Genomic DNA, 20088 nt, shown 5'->3' on the forward strand with positions numbered 1-20088 from the left:
TTATTCAGGGGTTTTCTTAATCGGATAAGTGACGAGTGGTTTGATTTCTTTAAGCACAAACATGCTCTGCATTTCTTTGATGCCTGGCAATCTGCGTACCACTGACATGGCAAAATCAGCATAAGAGTCCAGATCTGATGCTACAACCTGTAGCAGAAAGTCGGCATCCCCTCCGATGCTATAACAGGCAACCACATCCTCCAGCGCGGTCACTTCTTCTTCAAATTTTCTGGCCTCCGCCTCACTATGACTGTCAATGACGACCCGAATGAAAACCATCACACCCAGACCAATTTTTTTGCGATCAAGAACCGCACGGTAGCCCTGAATAACTTCATCTTCTTCGAGCTTGCGGACCTTGCGCCAGCAGGGAGAAGCTGACAGGTTTATTTTCTCTGCCAGCACCTGGTTAGTGACGCGAGCATCATCCTGTAAAATTTTAAGGATTTTCATATCTGTCAGACTAAGGGCTATATGAGGAAATTCCTTTCTTTTCATGAGCATTAAAGGGTTGTTTTTACCTTAAAAGCGGCATTTAGTAAATGATATAGGTAACAATTTTCCGCATCATTTCTGCATAATAAATTCACTATCTAAACAGTTATTACACACGGTTTTGGGGGGGATCTGAATCTGCATTTAATCTGTTTTGGCATTTTTATTTTAAATGGCGCATGGGATACGCCATATTTCTCAGGCACCCATGCAGATTGAGTCATGTGCATCCCGCAGTGTTACATCGATAAAATAACGGACGGTGCATGGCAGTTAATATCATTAAAACAGGCAAGCTTAATAATGGAGCCAGATACGCGCACCACGAGCAAAAAAGGATTAAAAACAACTAAGGCTATTACTGCCTGAGTTACTCCGTTTTCACTCAGGCCAGATATGTTTAAGACATTATATCAAACCGATCTTCCTGAAATTAGATACTAAAAGGAATCATCATGTCAGATGCCGCTCAGATAATAGCTTATACGGCTGCGCTCGGTTTAGCTGCCGTAATTCCGGGTCCGGGTATGACTGCATTAGTCGCTCGCAGTGTAAGTGGTGGGGCGGTGACGGGCTTTACGATGCTGGCCGGCCTTATTCTCGGAGACTTAATCTATTTATCTATAGCGGTATTTGGGCTGGCGGTGATCGCTCATACCTATACTTCTCTTCGCTCTGATTAACTGGGCTGCATCACTCTATCTATGTATGCTGGCATGGAAATTCTGGTGTCACCAGTCTCAGACTATAAACATTGCCCGGAAAGCGACAAAACGAGAACTGGCTTCAGCCTGGTTTTCAGGGCTGACCATCACGCTGGGAAATCCTAAAACCATCGCTTTTTATCTGGCAATATTGCCTCTGGTAATCTCTCTGGATAATGCATCATTGAAGATGTGGGGAGGAATTCTGGTACCGCTAACCGTGATTGTCCTTTTGGGTGTAGGCGCGGTTTTTATACTTGCTGCGCTCAGAATACGCCACCTTCTCACCAGTGAAAAAGCGCAACGACACATTTTCCGTGCAGCCGGATTCATTATGATGCTGGCCGCAGTCGGCATGGTGATAAAGACTTTGTAAAAGCCAGCACCTCAGGGCCAGAAGAGGATTCTGCAACACATCAGATACATCTGAGTTGACTCGTCATTCACAACGCTCAGCACAACATAAAAAGCATCCTTGTTTCGCATTATGTATCTGGATATAACTCACCTGTGAATCGCTAAACAAAAGGCCTATGAGGTTTTCAGCAAGTTTCCCTTCAGCTATGTCTGCCACTATTAAAAAATGTTCCTTGTTAAAGGCCCGCAGTGACAGAATTCTGCTTTGCATCACTTCGGGTAAGGCATTCAGGTAAATGCCTTGTCGGGTGCATCCCTCCCAGACATAAATCGCATGAGTGCTAAAAAAGGGGGAGTCTGCAGGCTGATAGATGTGATTGATCAGCAAAGCGGTTTCACCGACGGGGATATCACACAATGAGATACGGTCAGGATAACCCGGATAGCACTCTACCGTTTGTCGTATAGCATTATGATTTTTCAGATAGCTTTCGCTTTGTCCAAAAAGATGAGCAAACGGCTCGGCTTTCAGGCCGGAGATTTTGTATTTCATAATGACCCCTGTGGTTTCCATCGTTACACCGCGAGTCATTACGTTATCGAATAGCCTGGGGCAAAACTCGCCGTTTTCGGTCCGGGGAATCAGTGACATAAACCTTTGGTCGTCGCACGTGTTGCAATCATTAGCCACTGAACCTCAAAACATCCTATTTTTTCTCCTCCATACCTGTTCTCTGATTGGTACCTCGGAAAAAGATCGCTGAATCCGACCCGTTAACGACATGCCCATCACATAAACGAAAACAGATGAATACTTTTTTGTGACAACTAACACAACCTGATTACATCCTCAGGCAGGGGGCAGATTTTATCGTGATAATAGTTTTACTCAGTACATTACTGTTGTACATCGTACAATAATGCGGTTTCTCCACTGCCCTAAACCGATGACAAAATTTTGAGGATTATCATGTCTGAAAAACAGCACATCACGACATTCTCTGCCGATATTGAGCAGCAGACCGTTAAGAAGGTGGTCTGGCGCATTTTGCCCTTTCTGATTGTCTGTTATCTGATTGCCATCATCGACCGCGGCAACATCGGAATGGCTTCATTACAGATGAACGAAGATTTAGGGTTGTCGAAAGCGGTATTTGGTTTTGCAAGCAGCCTGTTTTTCGTGGGTTACTTCCTGTTTGAAGTTCCCAGTAACCTCGCCATGCAGAAAATTGGCGCAAAGATTTGGATCTCTCGCATCATGGTGTCGTGGGGCATTATTTCGGTCTGTACTGCTTTTGTTGAAAGTGCCAATACGCTCTACGTACTGCGCTTTTTACTGGGTGCAGCCGAGGCAGGCTTTTTCCCTGGCGTGATTCTTTATCTGACTTACTGGATCCCGGGCAAGTACCGTGCGCGTGTGATTGCAACCTTCATGGTGGCAATCCCGGCAGCGAACTTTATAGGGTCGCCTATCTCCGGCCTGATTTTGTCGTTCGACGGCTGGTTGGGCATGCGTGGCTGGCACTGGTTATTCATCCTGGAAGGTATTCCGGCGGTGGTTCTGGGGATTGCAGCCTTCTTTTTACTCAGTAATCGTCCGACTGACGCCAGCTGGTTAAATCAGGAACAAAAAGCGTGGCTGAGTACAACTATTCAGGCAGAAAACGAGAAGAAAAAAGCGATTGGTCATATCTCGCTATGGCAGTTACTGCGTCACAAGCATATCTGGGTGATGGCGCTGATTTATGCGGGTGCTTCTGCGGCGGGATCAACGCTGAGCGTCTGGTCTCCGCAACTGCTGAAATCGTTCGGGCTGGATAACTTCTCCACCGGTTTAGTCAATGCGATTCCTTACGGTCTGGCATCCATTCTGATGGTTGTATGGGGCAGAAGTTCTGACCGAAGCGGCGAGCGTCGCTGGCATACCGCATTAACGCTGTTCCTGATTGCGGGTGGTCTGCTCTCCGCCTTTATCACTAACAGCCTGACCGGCAGTGTTGTCATCCTGTCATTGGTATTAATGGGGGCCTACTCAATGAAAGGACCTTTCTGGGCGCTGGCATCGGGATGGATGTCATCCACTACCACTGCTGCGGGTCTGGCCGCTATCGGTGCGATGGCGAACCTGATTGGCGGAGGATTAATGGTCAACGTTTACGGCATCATTAATCAGGCGACCGGCAGCCATACGCTGGCAATGATGCCACTGGCAATCCTCTGTGGCATCGGCGGTATTGCGGTGCTGGTTATGGGTCGCAGAAAACAGTTAAACATCGAAGTTGACACGCACGCTTCGCCAGTCAGTAAATAACGTAATATCATCTGCAGATGCTGAACATTGCGTCTGCAGGTGAGTCCTTTCAGCGTTACTGACACAAGAGCACTGTTTTGAATAGCCTTTGAATATTCATCTTTTGATTTTAAGACGTCAGTGGATTAATTGAGCAGAGACGAGATCAGGCTTTCTGTCACAGACTTTCGCTTTGAACGGTAAGTTCTATTACCTCATCATACAAGTGGGTTTAAAGCCTCGCACCCTCTAAAAGCGATGGCTCAAAGCCTGCATCAGAGCAGGAGTGAAGAGAAAACCCCCGGTGGGCTGAAACATTCATATTACAACCATCAGGAAGTACATATATTCCATGAGGTAATTTTTAAAATGCGGGTGACATAAAGCAAGCAGGGAAGTATTCGCTAAGAGAAATTTAGCAAGAGTTTAGGATCAGAAAAACAGGATGCAATCTAAGAAGCACTTCGCTTAAAAGAAGTCTGTCAGGCGTCAATACCTGATGAAAATTCATGATCACAATTCCCCGCCCGTTGAAGACAGATCCATACCCCTGCACGATCCTCCAGCCTTTCCTTACTAAGGATTTGCAAGGAAACGTTGCTGTTGTCGCTTCAGACAGGCATGCATTACCTATAACCGTCAAAAACTATTCGGCTATTCCTGTTGATCATGGTGTTATGTCAACGTTCCGATACCCATCAACAATCTCATGAGCCACTCCTGTCCTCGCTTTCTTAAGGCAGAAATGATTGGGATATTACTGTATGATGTTGTCCTTCGGATATGTGAGTTGGGTGAAAATACGATTCACAGCAGTTCATGAACCAGATTATACTTCTAAACCACTCAACCTGAAGGTAACAGCTGACGTGAAGGATACATACTATAACGACCAAAGGATAAATTCGTTGATCCAGGAGGAACTGGATGCATTCTTCGAGGATTACCCGGGTATTATCTATGCATACGCTATTATGAATAAAAAAGACCCTTCGCAGATGCAGATTATCAATAACAATCCGGCGTGGTTTGATGTTTACCTTGAAAGAAAATATCAGTTTATCGATCCCGTCATTATCCGCGGCTTGCGCTGCGTTGAAGACTACTTTTGGGAGAATGAAGTTATTTTGTCAGAAGGTTACAATCTCACCAGGATTTTCAACGAAAGTTTTCAATATAACATATATCGGGGGCAGACATTTCCTCTGCATGACTACCTGAATAACCTGGTTGTATTATCTGTTATTGGGAAGAAGGATTTCGAGTTTGACATTGATAAACATCGGTCAAAATTCATGAGTTTCCTTATTCATCTGCACCAGAAGACGCTCAATCTATATAGTCAACATCAGCAGAAAAAAAATGCCTTTTTATCACCGCGAGAGCGACAGATTCTTAAGTGGGTCAGTGACGGGAAAACATATGCTGAGATTGCTATTATTTTATCCATTGCAGAGCGCACGGTAAAATTCCACATGGGTAATGTAATGAAAAAACTCGGTGTTAATAACGCAAGACACGCTATAAAACTTGGCGCAGAACTCCGCTTACTGGAAAACTGAGCCAGATACTTATTTAAAGATGGCGTAAGTGCTGTAGCTTCTCACGAAGCCATTCAGAGTGTTTGTCCTTAATGATGATATCCTCAATGACGCTACTGTTAGCAGGCATAAAAATATAGTAGATAACTTCTCCTTTTTCAGAAATCCCTTTTTGAATGACCTCTGTTTTCCAGTTGGCGTGGCGAAATATGGCATACATGCCGCGACTGACCACTGCGTACATCCCTGAATATTTCTTCTTCATGCAAAAAATAATCATTGCAAGAAATAATGCTTTACTGGCGGGTAAACCATCCAGTTTTGCAGCATCACGTCTTTCTTTGTCTAAAAACAGGCGAGTAATTTCACAGCAGGGAATATCTGTAGGGAGACTACATACACCTGAGAAGTATTTATGGAAAATTTCGCTCATCATCGTCGGCTGCGTCGAGTCTATGAATCGTGCGCCGCATAGCAATTTACCGGCGTGCATACCCAGTAAGTAAGTTGTGTTTTTGTTATCAAAAAGGTCCTTTTCCATACCGTCAATGCATTCGACCTCCCAGTCGAGCCGATCCCGAAATGTTTTTCTTCTCAGCCGGTATAACTCATTCGCTTGTTCAACCGACAATTCATCATAATCACGCAAAAAAAAATCAATAGCAGAACTCATTAACTCCCCCTAAATAATCACATGATGAAACTATCACCCCTGCCCTTAAGGACAGCTTTTATTATATCGTACAGGTCTTATAATAAAAATGTGCCTGACTGCTTAGCACTTTCAATGCATAGCGGTCAGGCGGTCAAAGACCAATGCAACACCAGGGAAAACCACGCAAGATTATGTGATTTTTAAAGTCTTGCGTACAGAGTGCAAAAAGCATTCAAATAATAAAAATACCAGAATACGAAATAAGTCAAATAACCATCATTAATTTATTGCCCCTTAGTGTTTTAAGGGGCAAAATTTCCTGTTCAGTTACTCCAGTCAAGTAATGGATGTAAAAATACGCATTAAGCTAGCAACATTGCTCTTCATTTGATAGCTACTGCAGTGAGTCTGTCTGAAAGCACTTCAGCGGTTAGCCTGCCAGCGTTATCATAAGTAGTGATGAGTTAATACTATCGTTTTTTTAACTTCTTATTTTCAATTTATATAATTTTCCATATTTTAAGAACGCTTATGGTGATTCTGAGATCACCTGACTATGCAGGCATTATTAGTCTGCTGACAGTTATTCATTATTTTCCGCACATGAAGAATATCTCTGAACCCCTTTTCTTTCAGGTATTCATCCTTAATGCGGCCTTCGACGTTTCCATCAAACTCATATTGCTTTGGCTCACCAGCTAAATTAAGCGTAACTTAATATCAAGCTTAAAGGCCATGGCTCGTCGCGTGGAAAATAAATTCAGGCTCTGAAAGTTATCTGTCATGAGGCGGTTTTTTGTTTTTCATCTGGATGTGGCATCCTCTCATCGTTATTGCCGACAGGGACCCGTACTGAGGTTATCCTGCCCTGAGCGAATGGCTCGCGGCAGGATCGAATCTAATAGCTAAGCATCAACTTCAACAGGCATTTTCGTTAAAACTGTCACGTGCCATAAAGTCAGGGGATGCTTAATGGTTCAAACTCTCAGCCTGCAGACCTCATTAAAAAGGAATTTGTGACGTGATTGACTTCATACGCTTGAGTGAGCGCTACAAGCAGCTCGACGACTTAATCCCTCATTCGGAAAAAGTCCGCGAAGTTGACGTCAACGGGTTATATCAGGATTTATGAGTCTGAAAAATGTGTAAATGAACTCCCGATCGTATACCAGGGTGGTGGAGTCAATTCTGATTTGTTATCAGTCTGACTTCAGCTGTTCGCTAAAAGCAGACACGCATTATTTATAACCCCCTGGCATCAATGATAGCTTCTTAACGCTTTTAGTGATTGCAGAGACTCAAATCTGTAAAAATGCCGACTACATAGCGATAAAGCCTGTTTAGTCGGCTATAGAGATGGCTCAGGACACCGCGCTTTCATTTTTCAGAGATTCCAGAACGTTCAGAATATTACTGGCCGCCACCGTACCCATCTTCACGTAGGAGTTGTCACTGACGCCGCCAATGTGGGGCGACAGAATCACATTCTCAACATGCTGCCAGATATGCGGTGCCGTCAGAGGTTCAGTGGGGAAACTATCCAGTGCGGCCCAGGCGACGGTGCCATTGTTCAGTGCCGCTAAAAGCGCGTCATCATCAATAAGACCGCCGCGTGCCGTGTTTACCAGAATGGCGCCTTTTTTAAACAACGCCAGTTTCTCTGCATTAATCATCTGGCGTGTCTGTCCGGTCAGCGGGCAGTGCAGCGAAATGATGTCTGCCTGTTGCAGCAGGTCGTCAAGTGAGGCGGACTCACACTCATCAGGAAAGGTTTTTGCAAAAGGATCATAGGCGAGCACCTTCATACCAAACGCCCGCCCAATGCGGGCAACGCGACCGCCAATTGCACCAAGCCCGACCAGACCCAGGGTTCTGCCTTCCAGCTCCACAGATTTATGCGTGGATTTGTCCCAGTGCCCATGACGCATGCGCTGATCCAGCGTTATCACGGATTTGGCGCAGGCCAAAATCATCGCCCAGGTATGCTCGGCTACAGCGGCTGCGTTGGCACCCGGCGCACACTGCACACGAATATCGCGTGCCGCGGCTGCCTGTTGATCGATAACGTCAATACCGCTGCCGTGTTTGGAAATCACGCGCAGGGCAGGCGCAGCATCCATGATGCGGGCATTAATTTTTCCGTAACGAACAATTATCGCTACCGGATTATGCTGCTGGCAGAGTCTGAACAGGGTATCTTCGTCCGGCTGTTTGCCTGCATAAACCAGGCTGAACGCGTTCAGCAGGCTGACTGCCTGCGGAGCCAGATCGCTGGCCGTGACCAGAATGACGGGAAGTTGGGTTGTCATCAGAGCGTCTCCCCATCCGCCAGCATGCCAGCGGTAAGAAGGGCTTTCTCCAGCCACGGCGCGCGAAGGTCGCCATCACGAATGGCGGCAATACGCCCGGTCTCGAAATCCAGTTTTTTCTGCGCCAGCTCGAGCAGGGCAGGGATCTCTTCACGCGGCAGAATCACCACGCCATCACTATCTCCGATGACCAGATCGCCGGGCTGAATGGCAGCGCCCGCGACAGAAACCGGATAGTTGACCCGTCCCGCAACAGACTTGGTCGGGCCACAGGGATTCAGACCTGCAGCAAACACCGGGAAGCCGTTCGTACTCAGTGCATCGGCGTCACGCACCGCGCCATCAATAATAATCCCCGCAATGCCGGAGGCTTCAGCCTGGGTCGACATAATCTCGCCGATTAATGCACAGCTGATATCGCCTTTGCCATCAACCACAATTACGTCGCCCGGCTGGGCGATAGCCAGTGCAGCATGGATCGCCAGATTATCGCCGGGCCGGACCTCGACGGTGATAGCGGGACCAGCGACTTTCATCGTGGAGGCGACTGGTTTGACGCGACCATGCAGCGTCCCGCGTCGACCGGCGACATCAGCCAGTATCGCAGCCTGGAACTGAGCCGCCTGTTGAACAAGCTCTGGTGCGACACGGATAATGTCGCGATTGATGAAGGTATTCTCTGCATGTGGCATAGATTATTCCTCTTTCGGTTTACCAGATACAACTTAGTTGTACAATATAAAACTACTATATCGATGTTAATTCGCATCGCACCAGTGTTAAGCACCCATTTGTGATGTAAATACGATGTGAATCACAAATTGCGCGGTAAACTGCCTGCCGTCGCATACAGGAGGACGTACCCATGGGGAATGAAGGCGTAATTGCCGTAGAAAAAGCGCTGGCGCTGCTGGATTGTTTCAAACCTGGCGAGGAGTCGCTGACGCTTACCGCGCTGGCGCAGCTGTCGGGTTATCACAAAACGACGGTCTATCGCCTGATGAACTCACTTGAGCGCATGAATTATGTGATTCGCCGTGACAATGGCGTCTATACCCTGGGGCCGAGGCTGCTCTATCTGGGCAAGCTCTATGAACAATCTTTCCATCTGGCCAGCATTGTTCAGCCTGAGCTTCACGCTCTGGCGACCGCGACGGGTGAAAGCGCCTCATGGTATGTGATTGAAAATGATCAGCGACTCTGTCTGTTCAGAGCTGAGCCTTCTGAAGGACTGCGTGAAACGCGTCTGCCCGGCACCTTTCTGCCGCTGGATAACTCTGCCATCGGGCAGGTGCTTCGCTACTGGGGCAAGCACGAACCCCTGTTTGATGCTGTACCTGAACTTCCGCTGTTTACCTCCGGGATGCGCGATCCGCACATTGCGGCATTTTCCGTACCGGTGTTTGGGGAAGATGACAGGCTGCTCGCTGCGCTGGCACTCACCGGGCCATCGTCACGTCTGACGCAGGCGAAGTGTGAGAGCGGACTGGGGAAACTGATGAAAGAAGCGGCCAGCCGGCTCTCAGTTAAATCAGGCGCGCATAAAGTGACATGCGATAATTTTTATAAGATTTAGCAAATGTGTAGGGCACAGGTGATCCCCTGTCAGGGCCGTGCCCTTAGCAGCAATTTTCTGCAGGCTGGAATCGATTGATTTCCGCTAAGGTGAATAAAAAGATGTCCGGCGTGTCTGAGTACGAAACCGTCAAAAGCCTCGCAGATGTGGTGGGGTGATAATAATTTATTGATTTAAATTAAAATTATTTATTTCCGTAGCGTCTTAAAACATCCTGATTTCACTCCAGATGTTTTCAGGCACGCTGGCCGCATGAAAAATTCCCCGCTTTCCCGCCTCAACATGAATTTCCTTCATGTTCGTTGAAATTTAATCACTTTTTTTCAACCGGATGTTGAGGCATAAAGTAAGAATTGTTAATAACTTTGAGTCATATGAACGCTTGTTAAGGGATAGCGAAGTTGCATAACCCTGAAGCAACAAATCATATCAGCGACCAGGATACCCGATAGCGATGAACAACGTAGCCTTTACCCTTAAGCGCATTCGTTTCGACGAAAACTATAACCCTTCGAAAAATACGCGGGCGACGACTAACTTCGCTAATCTGGCGCGTGGTGAAAAACGCCAGGAAAACCTGCATAACGCGCTGGCGATGATCGACAACCGGTTTAACGCGCTGGCGCACTGGGACAACCCAAAAAGCGATCGTTACTCTGTCGAACTTGAGATTATTTCTGCTGAGCTGAATCTTCGTCCTGGCAGCAACGACGAATCGTTCCCGGCGATTGAGATTCTGAAGACCCATATCGTCGATCACAAAACCGGTGAACGTTTCGAAGGGATTGTCGGCAATAACTTCTCATCCTACGTACGTGATTATGATTTCAGCGTGGTGCTGATAGAGCATAATAAAGGGCAGACTGAATTCAGTCTGCCGGATGATTTTGGCCAGCTGCACGGCAACATTTTTAAAAGCTTCGTCAACTCAGCGGCCTATAAAGAAAACTTCAATAAGTCTCCGGTCATCTGTCTGAGTGTGTCGAGCAAAAATACCTATGTGCGTACCGGTAATGTGCATCCGGTGCTGGGCATCGAATACCAGCAGGATGCGCCTTCGCTGACTGATTTTTATTTTGGAAAAATGGGCCTGAAAGTGCGTTTCTTTATGCCGCAGGGCAGTGTTGCGCCGCTGGCCTTCTACTTCCACGGTGACCTGCTCAGCGATTACACCAATCTGGAGCTGATCAGCACTATCAGCACCATGGAAACTTTTCAGAAGATCTATCGCCCGGAAATTTATAACGCGAATTCTGCAGCCGGACAGTGCTATCAGCCAACGCTGCACCATCAGGATTATTCATTAACCCGCATCGTTTACGATCGCGAAGAGCGTAGCCGTCTGGCCGTTGAGCAGGGTAAGTTTACTGAGGCGCATTTCATCAAGCCTAATCAGACACTTCTCGCACAATGGTCTGCTGAATCCGTTCTTTGATTAATTAAAAACAAAAGGTCACCTGCTATGAAAACTTTATTACCGACATCCACTGCGGGCAGCCTGCCTAAACCGTCCTGGATTGCGCAGCCAGAGGTGCTGTGGTCACCCTGGAAACTGCAGGATGAAGAGTTAGTTGACGGTAAAAGAGATGCACTGCGTCTCTGTCTGGACGACCAGGTTCGCGCCGGCATTGATATCGTCAGCGATGGTGAGCAGACCCGTCAGCACTTTGTAACGACGTTTATTGAACACCTCAGCGGCGTGGATTTTGAGAAGCGTGAAGTGGTCCGCATCCGTAATCGTTATGACGCCAGCGTGCCGACCGTAGTGGGTGAAGTCTCACGTCAGAAGCCGGTGTTTGTTGAAGATGCAAAAATCCTGCGCAAGCTGACCGATCGTCCTATTAAGTGGGCGTTGCCGGGTCCGATGACGATGATCGATACCCTTTATGACAATCACTATAAAAGTCGTGAAAAGCTGGCCTGGGAATTCGCAAAAATCCTGAATCAGGAAGCGAAAGAGTTAGAAGCCGCAGGCGTTGATATTATTCAGTTCGACGAACCAGCCTTTAACGTCTTCTTTGATGAAGTGAATGACTGGGGTATTGCCGCACTGGAGCGTGCTATTGACGGTCTGAAGTGCGAAACCGCCGTTCACATCTGCTACGGCTACGGTATCAAAGCCAATACCGACTGGAAGAAAACGCTGGGCACAGAGTGGCGCCAGTATGAAGAGGTCTTCCCAAAATTGCAGCGTTCGGCTATCGACATCGTCTCACTGGAGTGCCAGAACTCGCGCGTTCCGATGGATCTGATTGAGCTGATTCGCGGTAAAAAAGTCATGGTCGGTGCTATCGACGTAGCGACTCATGAAATTGAGACGCCGGAAGCAGTGGCAAGCACGCTGCGTAAAGCGCTGCAGTTTGTGGATGCTGAAAATCTCTATCCTTCAACCAACTGCGGCATGATTCCTCTGCCGCGTCAGGTTGCCAATGGCAAACTGCATGCGTTGAGTGCGGGTGCCGAGATTGTCCGCCGGGAAATTCTGGGAAAATAATCTTTTCCTGAGCAGACGCAGTCCGGTTTCAGAGGCCTGAAAGGCGATTTAAAACCGGACTGAACTGCCCTTAGTGTTGCTTTATCTTTCCCGCCATCCGTCTCTTTATTATTCTCTTCATCCCACTCCTCTTACATCACGATCAAATTCCCTGGTCTGAAACCTTTGTAACGTAATCCGCCAGGCTGTCGGGTTCAGCGTTCACGCCCGTTTCAGGTTACGTTCAGCTCAGGGGGGCGTCAGCGGAGCGGAGTTGACCCGGACGAATTCTGAACCATATCGCGTACATCGCCGGCAGGAATACCAGCGTAATCAGGGTGCCGCCTAACGTACCGCCAATCAGGGTATATGCCAGCGTTCCCCAGAATACGGAGTGCGTCAGCGGAATGAAGGCCAGAATGGCAGCCATTGCCGTCAGCAGCACCGGACGCGCACGCTGTATCGTTGCCTCTACCACCGCATCAAAAGGCGAGAGTCCTTGATGCTCATTATGGTGAATCTGCCCTATCAGGATTAGCGTGTTGCGCATCAGGATGCCCGACAGCGCTATCAGTCCAACCAGTGCATTGATGCCAAACGGCTGGTTAAACAGAAGTAGCGTCGGCACCACACCAATCAGTCCCAGAGGCGACGTCAGAAAGACCATCACCATCGCCGACATCGAACGCACCTGCAGAATGATAATCAGCAGCGTCATGGCGATCATAATCGGGAACAGCGGTGCCATTGCTTTGGTCGCTTTGCCAGATTCTTCAATCGAGCCTGCCTGTTCAATGCGGTAGCCCGCTGGCAGTGAATCGATGATGGGCTGTAACGCTTTGAGCATCTGCTTTGAGACCTCCGGCGGCTGCAGATGCTCAGCAATATCACCGCGCACCGTCAGCGTCGGGGTGCGATCGCGGCGGCGCAGAATCGGATCTTCCATGCGTACATCAACGTCGCCTATCTGAGAGAGTGGAATACGCTGACCTGAGGAACCGACTAAGGTAAAGCCCGCTATTCTGGCCGGATCGAGCCGGATGTTACCCGCCGCACGTCCCATAACCTGTACGGAGCGGATATCTTCACGTACTGAGGTAATCGGAACGCCAGAAAGCAGGAACTGAAGCTGCTCTGCCACCGCATTCGATGTCAGTCCCACGGCCTGCAGACGATCCTGATTAAGCGTGAAATGCAGCGTCGGCACCTTTGGCCCCCAATCCATATTAACTGTTCTCATTAGCGGACTGGCCTGTAGCACTGCCTCTACGTCGGCTGCGATGGCGCGCAACGTGTCGGGATCCGGCCCCATGACGCGATACGACACCGGATAGGGCGAGTAGGGGCCAAACACCAGTTGTGTCACGCGGATGCGCGCCTCTGCTGCAAGTCCATGAGCCGCCGCTTCGCGTAACCTGTGCTTGAGTGTTTCACGCGCTTCCTGGCTGTCCGTCAGCACAACAATTTTCGCAAACGAGGGGTCGGGCAGTTCGGGAGCCATGGCCAGATAAAAACGCGGTGACCCTTGTCCGATATAAGATGTGACGATTTTTGCCTCTGGCTGCTTCTGCAGCCAGGCTTCGATTTTTGCAGTCGCCTGGCTGGTCTCCTCGATTGACGTTCCATAAGGCATCTGGACTTCTGCCAGCACTTCCGGGCGGTCAGAGGTGGGGAAAAATTGTGCGTTCACAATCCCCATGCCGAGCACGGCAAGCGTAAATAGAGCAACCACCGAACCGGCCACCAGCCATTTGCCTGCGATGACACGGCCCAGAATATGACGGAATCGGTTGTAATGGCGGGTGTTATAAATCGCGGTATGTCCTCCCGCCACCGTTTTGATCTCCGGCAGCATTTTCACGCCAAGATAAGGCGTAAAGACCACCGCCACTATCCACGAGGCGATCAGGGCGATGCCGACAATCCAGAACATATTGCTGGTGTACTCGCCGGCGGTAGATTGTGCAAAACCATTCGGCATAAAGCCCACAGCGGTAACCAGCGTACCCGCCAGCATTGGTGCCGCCGTATGACTCCAGGCATAGGCAGAGGCTTTGATGCGGTCATAACCTTCTTCCATTTTGACCACCATCATTTCAATCGCGATGATGGCGTCATCGACCAGCAAACCCAGGGCAAGGATCAGCGAACCCAGGGTGATGCGATCAAAATTCTTGCCGGAAGCCTCCATCACAACAAACACGATAGCCAGTGTCAGTGGCACGGCTGCGGCGACCACCACACCAACCCGCCAGCCCATACTGACAAAGCAGACCACCATGACCACCAGCAGGGCGACAAAGAACTTGATCATGAATTCGTCTACGGCTGAACTGATGTTGATGGCCTGATCGGTGACCTTCGTCAGCGTCATACCCAACGGCATGCCGTCATTAATTCTGGCCGTTTCCTCATCCAGTGCCTTACCGAGATCGAGGCCATTCCAGCCGTCGCGCATAACGACGCCTAACAACAGCGCCTGCTCGCCCTGATTACGTACGATAAAAGTCGCCGGATCTTCATAGCCTCGCTCAACCGTCGCGACGTCTGAAAGGCGCAGTGTTCTGCCCCCGGCAACGACAGGCGTCTGGCGGATTTTTTCCAGTGTGTCGAAGGCGCCATCAAGACGAATAAAGATTTGGGGGCCGCTGGCATCTATCGAACCGGCCGGGGTCAGCACGTTCTGACTGTTCAGGGCAGAAAAGATATCCTGGGGGGAAATGCCGAGCGTGGCCAGCCTGTCATGAGAGAACGAGATAAAAATTCGCTCACTCTGCTCACCAATAATGTTGACCTTTTTTACGCCGGCTACATGCAGAAGCTGCTGGCGCAGCGATTCAGCATCCCTTGCCAGCAGACGCTGCGGCTCCCCCCTGGCCTTAAGCGCAAATAAGGCAAAAGTCACATCAGAGAACTCGTCATTAACCATCGGTCCGATGACACCCGCGGGCAGGCTGCTGGCTTCATCACGGACTTTCTTGCGCGCCTGATAGAACTCTTCCTGCACCTGTGAAGGCGGCGTGCTGTCCTGCAGTGACAGCATGGTAAACGCCAGACCCGGACGGGTATAGGTCTCACTGCGGTCGTACCACTTAAGCTCCTGCAGACGCTTCTCCAGCGGCTCAGCAACCTGATCCTGCATCTCCCGGGCAGTAGCACCCGGCCAGGCTGTGATAATGGTCATCTGCTTGACAGTAAAAGGCGGGTCTTCCGCTCGCCCAAGTTCGAAGAACGACAGAATACCGGCAACAGTAATCAGAATGATCAGGAAGAGGGTAATCGATCGCTCACGTACAGCCAGCGCCGAGAGATTGAAACGTCCCTTGCTCATGGATGACTCCCCGCACTGTGCGCGTTGCCGTGCGAAGCCGTGCGCACTTTTTCACCCTCATGGAGCAGATGCGCGCCAAGCGCAACGACCTGCTCACCCGGCTTGAGTTTTCCGACAACGCCGGCGTTGTCATCCCCAAGGTTAATCACCTGCACCGGGCGCCATGAGACGGTTGCGGGCTGACCTGAAATGCTCCAGACGCCCGGCCCTTTACCCGGATCGTAGAGCGCGGCTAAGGGCACGTTCATTACCGCAGCTTTGCTGGCGTTTTCCGCGATGTTAAGCGTGACGGTCGAGCCCAGCGGTGCATTAGCCAGCGCGCCTTCCAGTACATATCTCGCTTCAAAGGTTCGCGTCACCGGATCAGCGGCATCTGATAGCAGGCGCAGCCTGGCGGGCACCCGTTTATCTCCGGAGCCGTAAAGCGTCGCCTGAGCATCACTGTCCGGCGCAGGCCTGAGCGTCTCAGGTAACTGTACGATGGCCTCACGCTGTCCGGCTCTGGCGAGCCGGATAACCGCCTGTCCGGCACTGACCACCTGACCCGGTTCTGCCAGCGTATCTACGACAACGCCATCGGCGTCGGCCAGCAGCACGGCATAACCCGTTGCATTCTGCGCGACGCTGGCCTGTGCCTGTGCGGCTCTGAGATCGGCTCTGGCCGTATCGGCAGCGGCCTTTATCTGGTCGTAGGCTGATGCCGATACGGCACCCGTCGTGACAAGGCCTCGATAGCGCGCTTCATCCTGTGTGGCTTGCTTAGCCCGTGCCCGCGCTGCCTCCACAACCTGTTGCTGAGCCTGAGACTGTAGTGTCAGGTCAATCGGATCCAGACGCATCAGCGGCTGACCGCGTTTGACCGCCTGACCGGTATCCACCAGACGTTCAAGGATTTTGCCTTGTACTCTGAAACTGAGATCGCTTTGAATCCGGGCGACCACAACGCCGGTAAAGGCGTGGGATCGATCTATCGCGCTTACCACGGTTGCAGTCCGCACCAGAGGAGCCTGCGTTCGGGGATCGTCGCGGGTGGAAGGTTCACCGCAGGCCACCAAAGCCAGCGGCAACACGTAAACAGCAAGGGTGGCGGATTTAAGCCTGAGCATAAGTTCCCTTAAAGCGGTAACAGGATAGTTTGCGCATTCTCATTCTTGTGACTAATTAAGTCAATGGTCACTTATGGCTGGATTTTTATCATCAACAAATTAAGGCATGTCACTGTAAAGGAGTCATAACAAAAGGTTGTGGCAGCTGAGCAGGAGAATATCCGAGGCTGCGGGCAATGAAAACGGTTCCTGTGCACCTTGCATTTTTGGGGCGGCAAGCCAGGTGGATCTATGATTCAGCCGCAGATGGGTATCGGCAGATCCTGTTCCCTTAACGTCGCTGACCCTGATTGACTTAAAGTGACCATTATGAAATTAGGTCACAAATCGCGAGGGATGTCAGGCAGATCGATGTTCCTCCCGCTTTTTCGGAAAACAAGGTCTGTATAGCCGTTAACGCGCCCCTGTCATTCAGTGAATACAGCTTATCGCTGCCGTACCTGATGCCTGCCCTTTTTATTAAGCCTCCTCCGTAAAAACCGGCAATGTGTTAATGAATAGTAAATTTCTTTGCCAGCGGATATAACATATCGATAATCCCGCATCGCAGAGAAAAATATGGCGCTTTCACACGAGTTAATCCTGATCTTTACGACCTATTTTGTTGCCACGGCCAGTCCCGGACCGAGCAATATGGCGATAATGGGGACAGCGATGGAAAAGGGCAGAGGTGCCGCGCTGGCGCTGGCTGCGGGTGTCGTGAGTGGGTCGATGATCTGGGCGCTGCTGGCAGCCTGCGGTGTGCTGACCATACTGACAACCTTTGCTCAACTGCTGATTGCGTTGAAAATTGGCGGCGGATTATATCTGCTCTGGCTGGCGTTTAAAGCCGGTAAATCTGCGTTACGCCGTACGGAAGCCGGAGAGTTTAAAACCAGCGATGCCCGGGTCGCTTATGGTAGCCTGTTCCGTCAGGGTATCCTGATGCATATCGGCAACCCCAAAGCGATTCTGACCTGGGTGGCGATTATGTCATTTGCCCTTAAACCCCAAGCGGTCACCTCGACGTTACCAATGATTATCTGCGGCTGTGCGGCGATCTGCATGGTTGTATTCGGTGGTTATGCTTTGCTATTTTCGACGGCTGTAATGAGCGCTTTTTACCGTCGAATTCGTCGCGGGCTGGATGCGCTGCTAGCCTGTTGCTTTGCGCTGGCAGGATTGAAACTGGTCTTCAGCCGTAACTAATTACGGCTAATGATGACGGAGCGTCATCCGTTTTGACTCATTATGAGGAACGATCAGATGATGAGCCGGAGCGGCAGCAGGCGATGCAACCCTGATAACGTCATGGCGTAAACCAACAGGTTATCGCGCTGACTTGCTGACGAGCTTATAGATGGGTGATTTATCGAAGCGGTGTGGGTTTACTTATTTTTTTAACTGTAAGCCCCAGTATTCTGAACAGGCTTTAATCTCGTGCGGAGAATTAAGCAGAACTTTTGGCAATCTGACCTGATCGTAAAGCGTCTGATGGTACTTACGATTCTGCGGGGCAGTACGAACAATATATTTAAGCATCTCCAGGCTTACGGACTCTCTGCTGATGCCGAGACCCCCTATTCGCGGTGTGGATGAATAACACCTGCGAATATAACGCAGCAGTGCCACGGTCACTTTTACATCCAGAAGAATCAATCCCGTGGCATGAGCAAATCGTTCCTCAATGCATTTTGTATAATTTCCCTCCATCACCCATTTTTCCTGACTCACTGCATCCGCATGCAAATGGCGAAATGCTTCCGGCGCTCTGGGAATCCATTGACTACCAGGAAGATGGTGAAGTTGATCAAGATGAACAACAGGTAAATTCGTTTTGCGGGAAATAGCCTCTGCTAAGGTGGATTTACCGCTGTTTGAAGGACCCATAATACAAATGCGTGGTCCCAGCGCCTCTAAAGTCAGTGCACTATTCATAATATGTCCTTTGAATTTGCCTTGTCTGAAAGGAATAACGGCCTGCTGACATGATGCTTTTCTATGCATTTCGCAAGGTTTTAATCTTATATGGAATGTGTTGACCTGCAGGAGGCGAAAATAAGGGTTTCTGAAGGCATTATGAATCAAAGTTATGCCAAAGCGAACCTGATGATCTGATTTTCAAAGAAGTCACCCGCCTTACGGGTTGTATTTTTCACGGTAAAGGTTTGTTACATCCTGCCGATTAATTACTCAATTCATCAAACCGTAGAGGGCATTATGGTGTTAATCAATGGACTTACAGACGGCGTGGCAAATAGCTATGCTACTTCCGGTGCAATCAAACCATCTTCAGGCGTCAATACCGAGTCAATTACCGGAAAAACGCTTCCTGACGCTGTAGTTAACATCTCTCAGGCGGCAAGAGACCGCCTGATGCAGGTCGTAGCTGATCCTGTCTCAGCTGAACAGCAGGATATAAATCTGAAAGGTCTGCTGACAAGTCGATCCGCTAATCAGGGACCCACGTTTAACCTCGGCTATGCGCTTTTCAATGATCCCTATACTAACTGGGATGCAAGGACATTCCGGCCCCTGGTGGACATGACGACAGATAACACCCAGGCCAGTATGGATGAGTTTGCGGGCGCACTTCATCAGGTGCTCGCTGAAGGTCAGGTGGGACAAAATCAGTACGATAACAGCGATACCTCTGAAGCGATGGCAATAACGTTAACGCAGGTGAAACTGCACAAACTTATTGAGAAATATGTTCCGGAGGACAAGTGGGAGCAGGCGACGGGCATTGTTGATGAGATGATCCACGGTAAAGTGGCATTCCGCGAAGAGCGCACGCTGCTGGGAGCACAGCAGAGGCTGGATATTGCGCATCAATATGGCACCCGCGAAATCGTGGCGGATGCGCGTGATTATCTCAACCAGGTAAAGAGCGGCACCGCGCGGCCACAGAATGAACGGGCCAGGATGTTCGAAGCGACAAAATCGGGCAGTGACATGAACGCCATTTTCAGTGCGTTTGCTGATGTGATTCGTTCCACACCGAATCCGGGCAACAAATCGCAACCCTCAATCGATGACGCACTTAAACAGCTGGAGGTTTATCGCCAGCAGTGGCAGGCGTTCGCTGATAAATACATAGCTTAAAAGGTGATGAACCTGCGGCTGGCGGCTCTTTCGTGACAATAAAGCCATCCTGAGCGTCGCGTCGGCAGGATTGCTACGATGAGGCTGTTTAGTATGATGAGACACTCTGATAAACCCGACTAAAACAAAAAGCACTGATTACACATTTACAAATTTAAATGTGTAAA

General features: G+C 49.6%; 15 protein-coding genes and 1 pseudogene. 8 read left to right on the forward strand and 8 right to left on the reverse strand.

All coding sequences use genetic code 11. The features are described 5' to 3' along the window. Positions 1–474, reverse strand: coding sequence for an Lrp/AsnC family transcriptional regulator (locus tag N1689_RS09775; RefSeq protein ID WP_222925556.1), 474 nt, complete (start codon positions 472–474; stop codon positions 1–3). Positions 475–950: 476 nt separating this feature from the next. Here N1689_RS09775 and N1689_RS09780 point away from each other — a divergent pair. Continuing rightward, positions 951–1575 (forward strand): annotated as a pseudogene (locus N1689_RS09780) (LysE family translocator). Positions 1576–1638: 63 nt separating this feature from the next. Here the strand turns inward: N1689_RS09780 and N1689_RS09785 are convergent. Next, positions 1639–2109, reverse strand: coding sequence for a DUF1203 domain-containing protein (locus N1689_RS09785; RefSeq protein WP_260058722.1), 471 nt, complete (start codon positions 2107–2109; stop codon positions 1639–1641). 417 nt (positions 2110–2526) lie between these two features. Between N1689_RS09785 and N1689_RS09790 the strand changes: the two genes are divergently transcribed. After that, positions 2527–3867: an MFS transporter gene (locus tag N1689_RS09790; protein WP_260058724.1), complete on the forward strand. Its 1341-nt coding sequence runs from the start codon at positions 2527–2529 to the stop codon at positions 3865–3867. 743 nt (positions 3868–4610) lie between these two features. After that, on the forward strand, positions 4611–5408 hold the full coding sequence (locus N1689_RS09795) for a LuxR family transcriptional regulator (protein ID WP_260058726.1): 798 nt from the start codon (positions 4611–4613) through the stop codon (positions 5406–5408). A 13-nt stretch (positions 5409–5421) separates the two neighbouring features. On the opposite strand, the gene N1689_RS09800 is transcribed toward N1689_RS09795, so the two are convergent. The 3 genes from N1689_RS09800 to N1689_RS09810 all read right to left on the reverse strand — a co-directional run bounded on the left by N1689_RS09800 (position 5422) and on the right by N1689_RS09810 (position 9043). Next, positions 5422–6060, reverse strand: a complete 639-nt coding sequence (locus tag N1689_RS09800; RefSeq protein WP_161736133.1) for an acyl-homoserine-lactone synthase — start codon at positions 6058–6060, stop codon at positions 5422–5424. A 1343-nt stretch (positions 6061–7403) separates the two neighbouring features. Beyond that, positions 7404–8351: a hydroxyacid dehydrogenase gene (locus N1689_RS09805; protein WP_260058727.1), complete on the reverse strand. Its 948-nt coding sequence runs from the start codon at positions 8349–8351 to the stop codon at positions 7404–7406. Beyond that, positions 8351–9043 (reverse strand): RraA family protein, encoded by a 693-nt coding sequence (locus tag N1689_RS09810; protein ID WP_161736135.1) that lies wholly within the window; start codon positions 9041–9043, stop codon positions 8351–8353. Before N1689_RS09810 ends, N1689_RS09805 begins: the two co-directional genes overlap by 1 nt. Positions 9044–9216: 173 nt before the next feature. Between N1689_RS09810 and N1689_RS09815 the strand changes: the two genes are divergently transcribed. From N1689_RS09815 to N1689_RS09825, 3 genes are all read left to right on the forward strand, one after another. Next, positions 9217–9927, forward strand: coding sequence for an IclR family transcriptional regulator (locus N1689_RS09815; protein WP_161736136.1), 711 nt, complete (start codon positions 9217–9219; stop codon positions 9925–9927). 454 nt (positions 9928–10381) lie between these two features. After that, entirely contained in the window at positions 10382–11362 is a 981-nt protein-coding gene (locus N1689_RS09820; protein WP_260058728.1) for a DUF1852 domain-containing protein, read from the forward strand. Between the two features lie 27 nt (positions 11363–11389). Next, entirely contained in the window at positions 11390–12421 is a 1032-nt protein-coding gene (locus N1689_RS09825) for a methionine synthase (protein WP_161736138.1), read from the forward strand. 223 nt (positions 12422–12644) lie between these two features. Here N1689_RS09825 and N1689_RS09830 read toward each other — a convergent pair whose 3' ends face one another. Beyond that, entirely contained in the window at positions 12645–15731 is a 3087-nt protein-coding gene (locus N1689_RS09830) for an efflux RND transporter permease subunit (RefSeq protein ID WP_260058729.1), read from the reverse strand. Next, positions 15728–16837 (reverse strand): efflux RND transporter periplasmic adaptor subunit, encoded by a 1110-nt coding sequence (locus N1689_RS09835; RefSeq protein WP_253417765.1) that lies wholly within the window; start codon positions 16835–16837, stop codon positions 15728–15730. Before N1689_RS09835 ends, N1689_RS09830 begins: the two co-directional genes overlap by 4 nt. Before the next feature lie 558 nt (positions 16838–17395). Between N1689_RS09835 and N1689_RS09840 the strand changes: the two genes are divergently transcribed. Continuing rightward, a complete protein-coding gene (locus N1689_RS09840; RefSeq protein ID WP_260058730.1) occupies positions 17396–18025 on the forward strand; it encodes a LysE family translocator in 630 nt (209 codons plus the stop codon). Positions 18026–18208: 183 nt separating this feature from the next. Here the strand turns inward: N1689_RS09840 and N1689_RS09845 are convergent, their stop codons facing one another. Next, the gene (locus N1689_RS09845; protein WP_253417763.1) at positions 18209–18754 is read right to left on the reverse strand and encodes an AAA family ATPase; all 546 of its coding nucleotides are present in this window, start codon (positions 18752–18754) and stop codon (positions 18209–18211) included. A gap of 438 nt (positions 18755–19192) precedes the next feature. On the opposite strand from N1689_RS09845, the gene N1689_RS09850 reads away from it, so the two are divergent. After that, positions 19193–19921: a hypothetical protein gene (locus tag N1689_RS09850; RefSeq protein ID WP_260058731.1), complete on the forward strand. Its 729-nt coding sequence runs from the start codon at positions 19193–19195 to the stop codon at positions 19919–19921. Positions 19922–20088 lie beyond the last annotated feature (167 nt).

It is taken from the genome of Pantoea sp. XY16, from assembly GCF_025153065.1.
Taxonomy (GTDB): domain Bacteria; phylum Pseudomonadota; class Gammaproteobacteria; order Enterobacterales; family Enterobacteriaceae; genus Pantoea; species Pantoea alfalfae.

Excerpts from the sequence above, each read along its gene's own strand:
- N1689_RS09785 (WP_260058722.1), bottom strand. The coding sequence starts at position 2,109 with ATGAAATACAAAATCTCCGGCCTGAAAGCCGAGCCGTTTGCTCATCTT.
- N1689_RS09850 (WP_260058731.1), top strand. The coding sequence starts at position 19,193 with ATGCAGGTCGTAGCTGATCCTGTCTCAGCTGAACAGCAGGATATAAAT.
- N1689_RS09790 (WP_260058724.1), top strand. The coding sequence starts at position 2,527 with ATGTCTGAAAAACAGCACATCACGACATTCTCTGCCGATATTGAGCAG.
- N1689_RS09820 (WP_260058728.1), top strand. The coding sequence starts at position 10,382 with ATGAACAACGTAGCCTTTACCCTTAAGCGCATTCGTTTCGACGAAAAC.
- N1689_RS09805 (WP_260058727.1), bottom strand. The coding sequence starts at position 8,351 with ATGACAACCCAACTTCCCGTCATTCTGGTCACGGCCAGCGATCTGGCT.
- N1689_RS09800 (WP_161736133.1), bottom strand. The coding sequence starts at position 6,060 with ATGAGTTCTGCTATTGATTTTTTTTTGCGTGATTATGATGAATTGTCG.
- N1689_RS09830 (WP_260058729.1), bottom strand. The coding sequence starts at position 15,731 with ATGAGCAAGGGACGTTTCAATCTCTCGGCGCTGGCTGTACGTGAGCGA.
- N1689_RS09810 (WP_161736135.1), bottom strand. The coding sequence starts at position 9,043 with ATGCCACATGCAGAGAATACCTTCATCAATCGCGACATTATCCGTGTC.
- N1689_RS09840 (WP_260058730.1), top strand. The coding sequence starts at position 17,396 with ATGGCGCTTTCACACGAGTTAATCCTGATCTTTACGACCTATTTTGTT.
- N1689_RS09815 (WP_161736136.1), top strand. The coding sequence starts at position 9,217 with ATGGGGAATGAAGGCGTAATTGCCGTAGAAAAAGCGCTGGCGCTGCTG.
- N1689_RS09835 (WP_253417765.1), bottom strand. The coding sequence starts at position 16,837 with ATGCTCAGGCTTAAATCCGCCACCCTTGCTGTTTACGTGTTGCCGCTG.
- N1689_RS09795 (WP_260058726.1), top strand. The coding sequence starts at position 4,611 with ATGATGTTGTCCTTCGGATATGTGAGTTGGGTGAAAATACGATTCACA.
- N1689_RS09825 (WP_161736138.1), top strand. The coding sequence starts at position 11,390 with ATGAAAACTTTATTACCGACATCCACTGCGGGCAGCCTGCCTAAACCG.
- N1689_RS09845 (WP_253417763.1), bottom strand. The coding sequence starts at position 18,754 with ATGAATAGTGCACTGACTTTAGAGGCGCTGGGACCACGCATTTGTATT.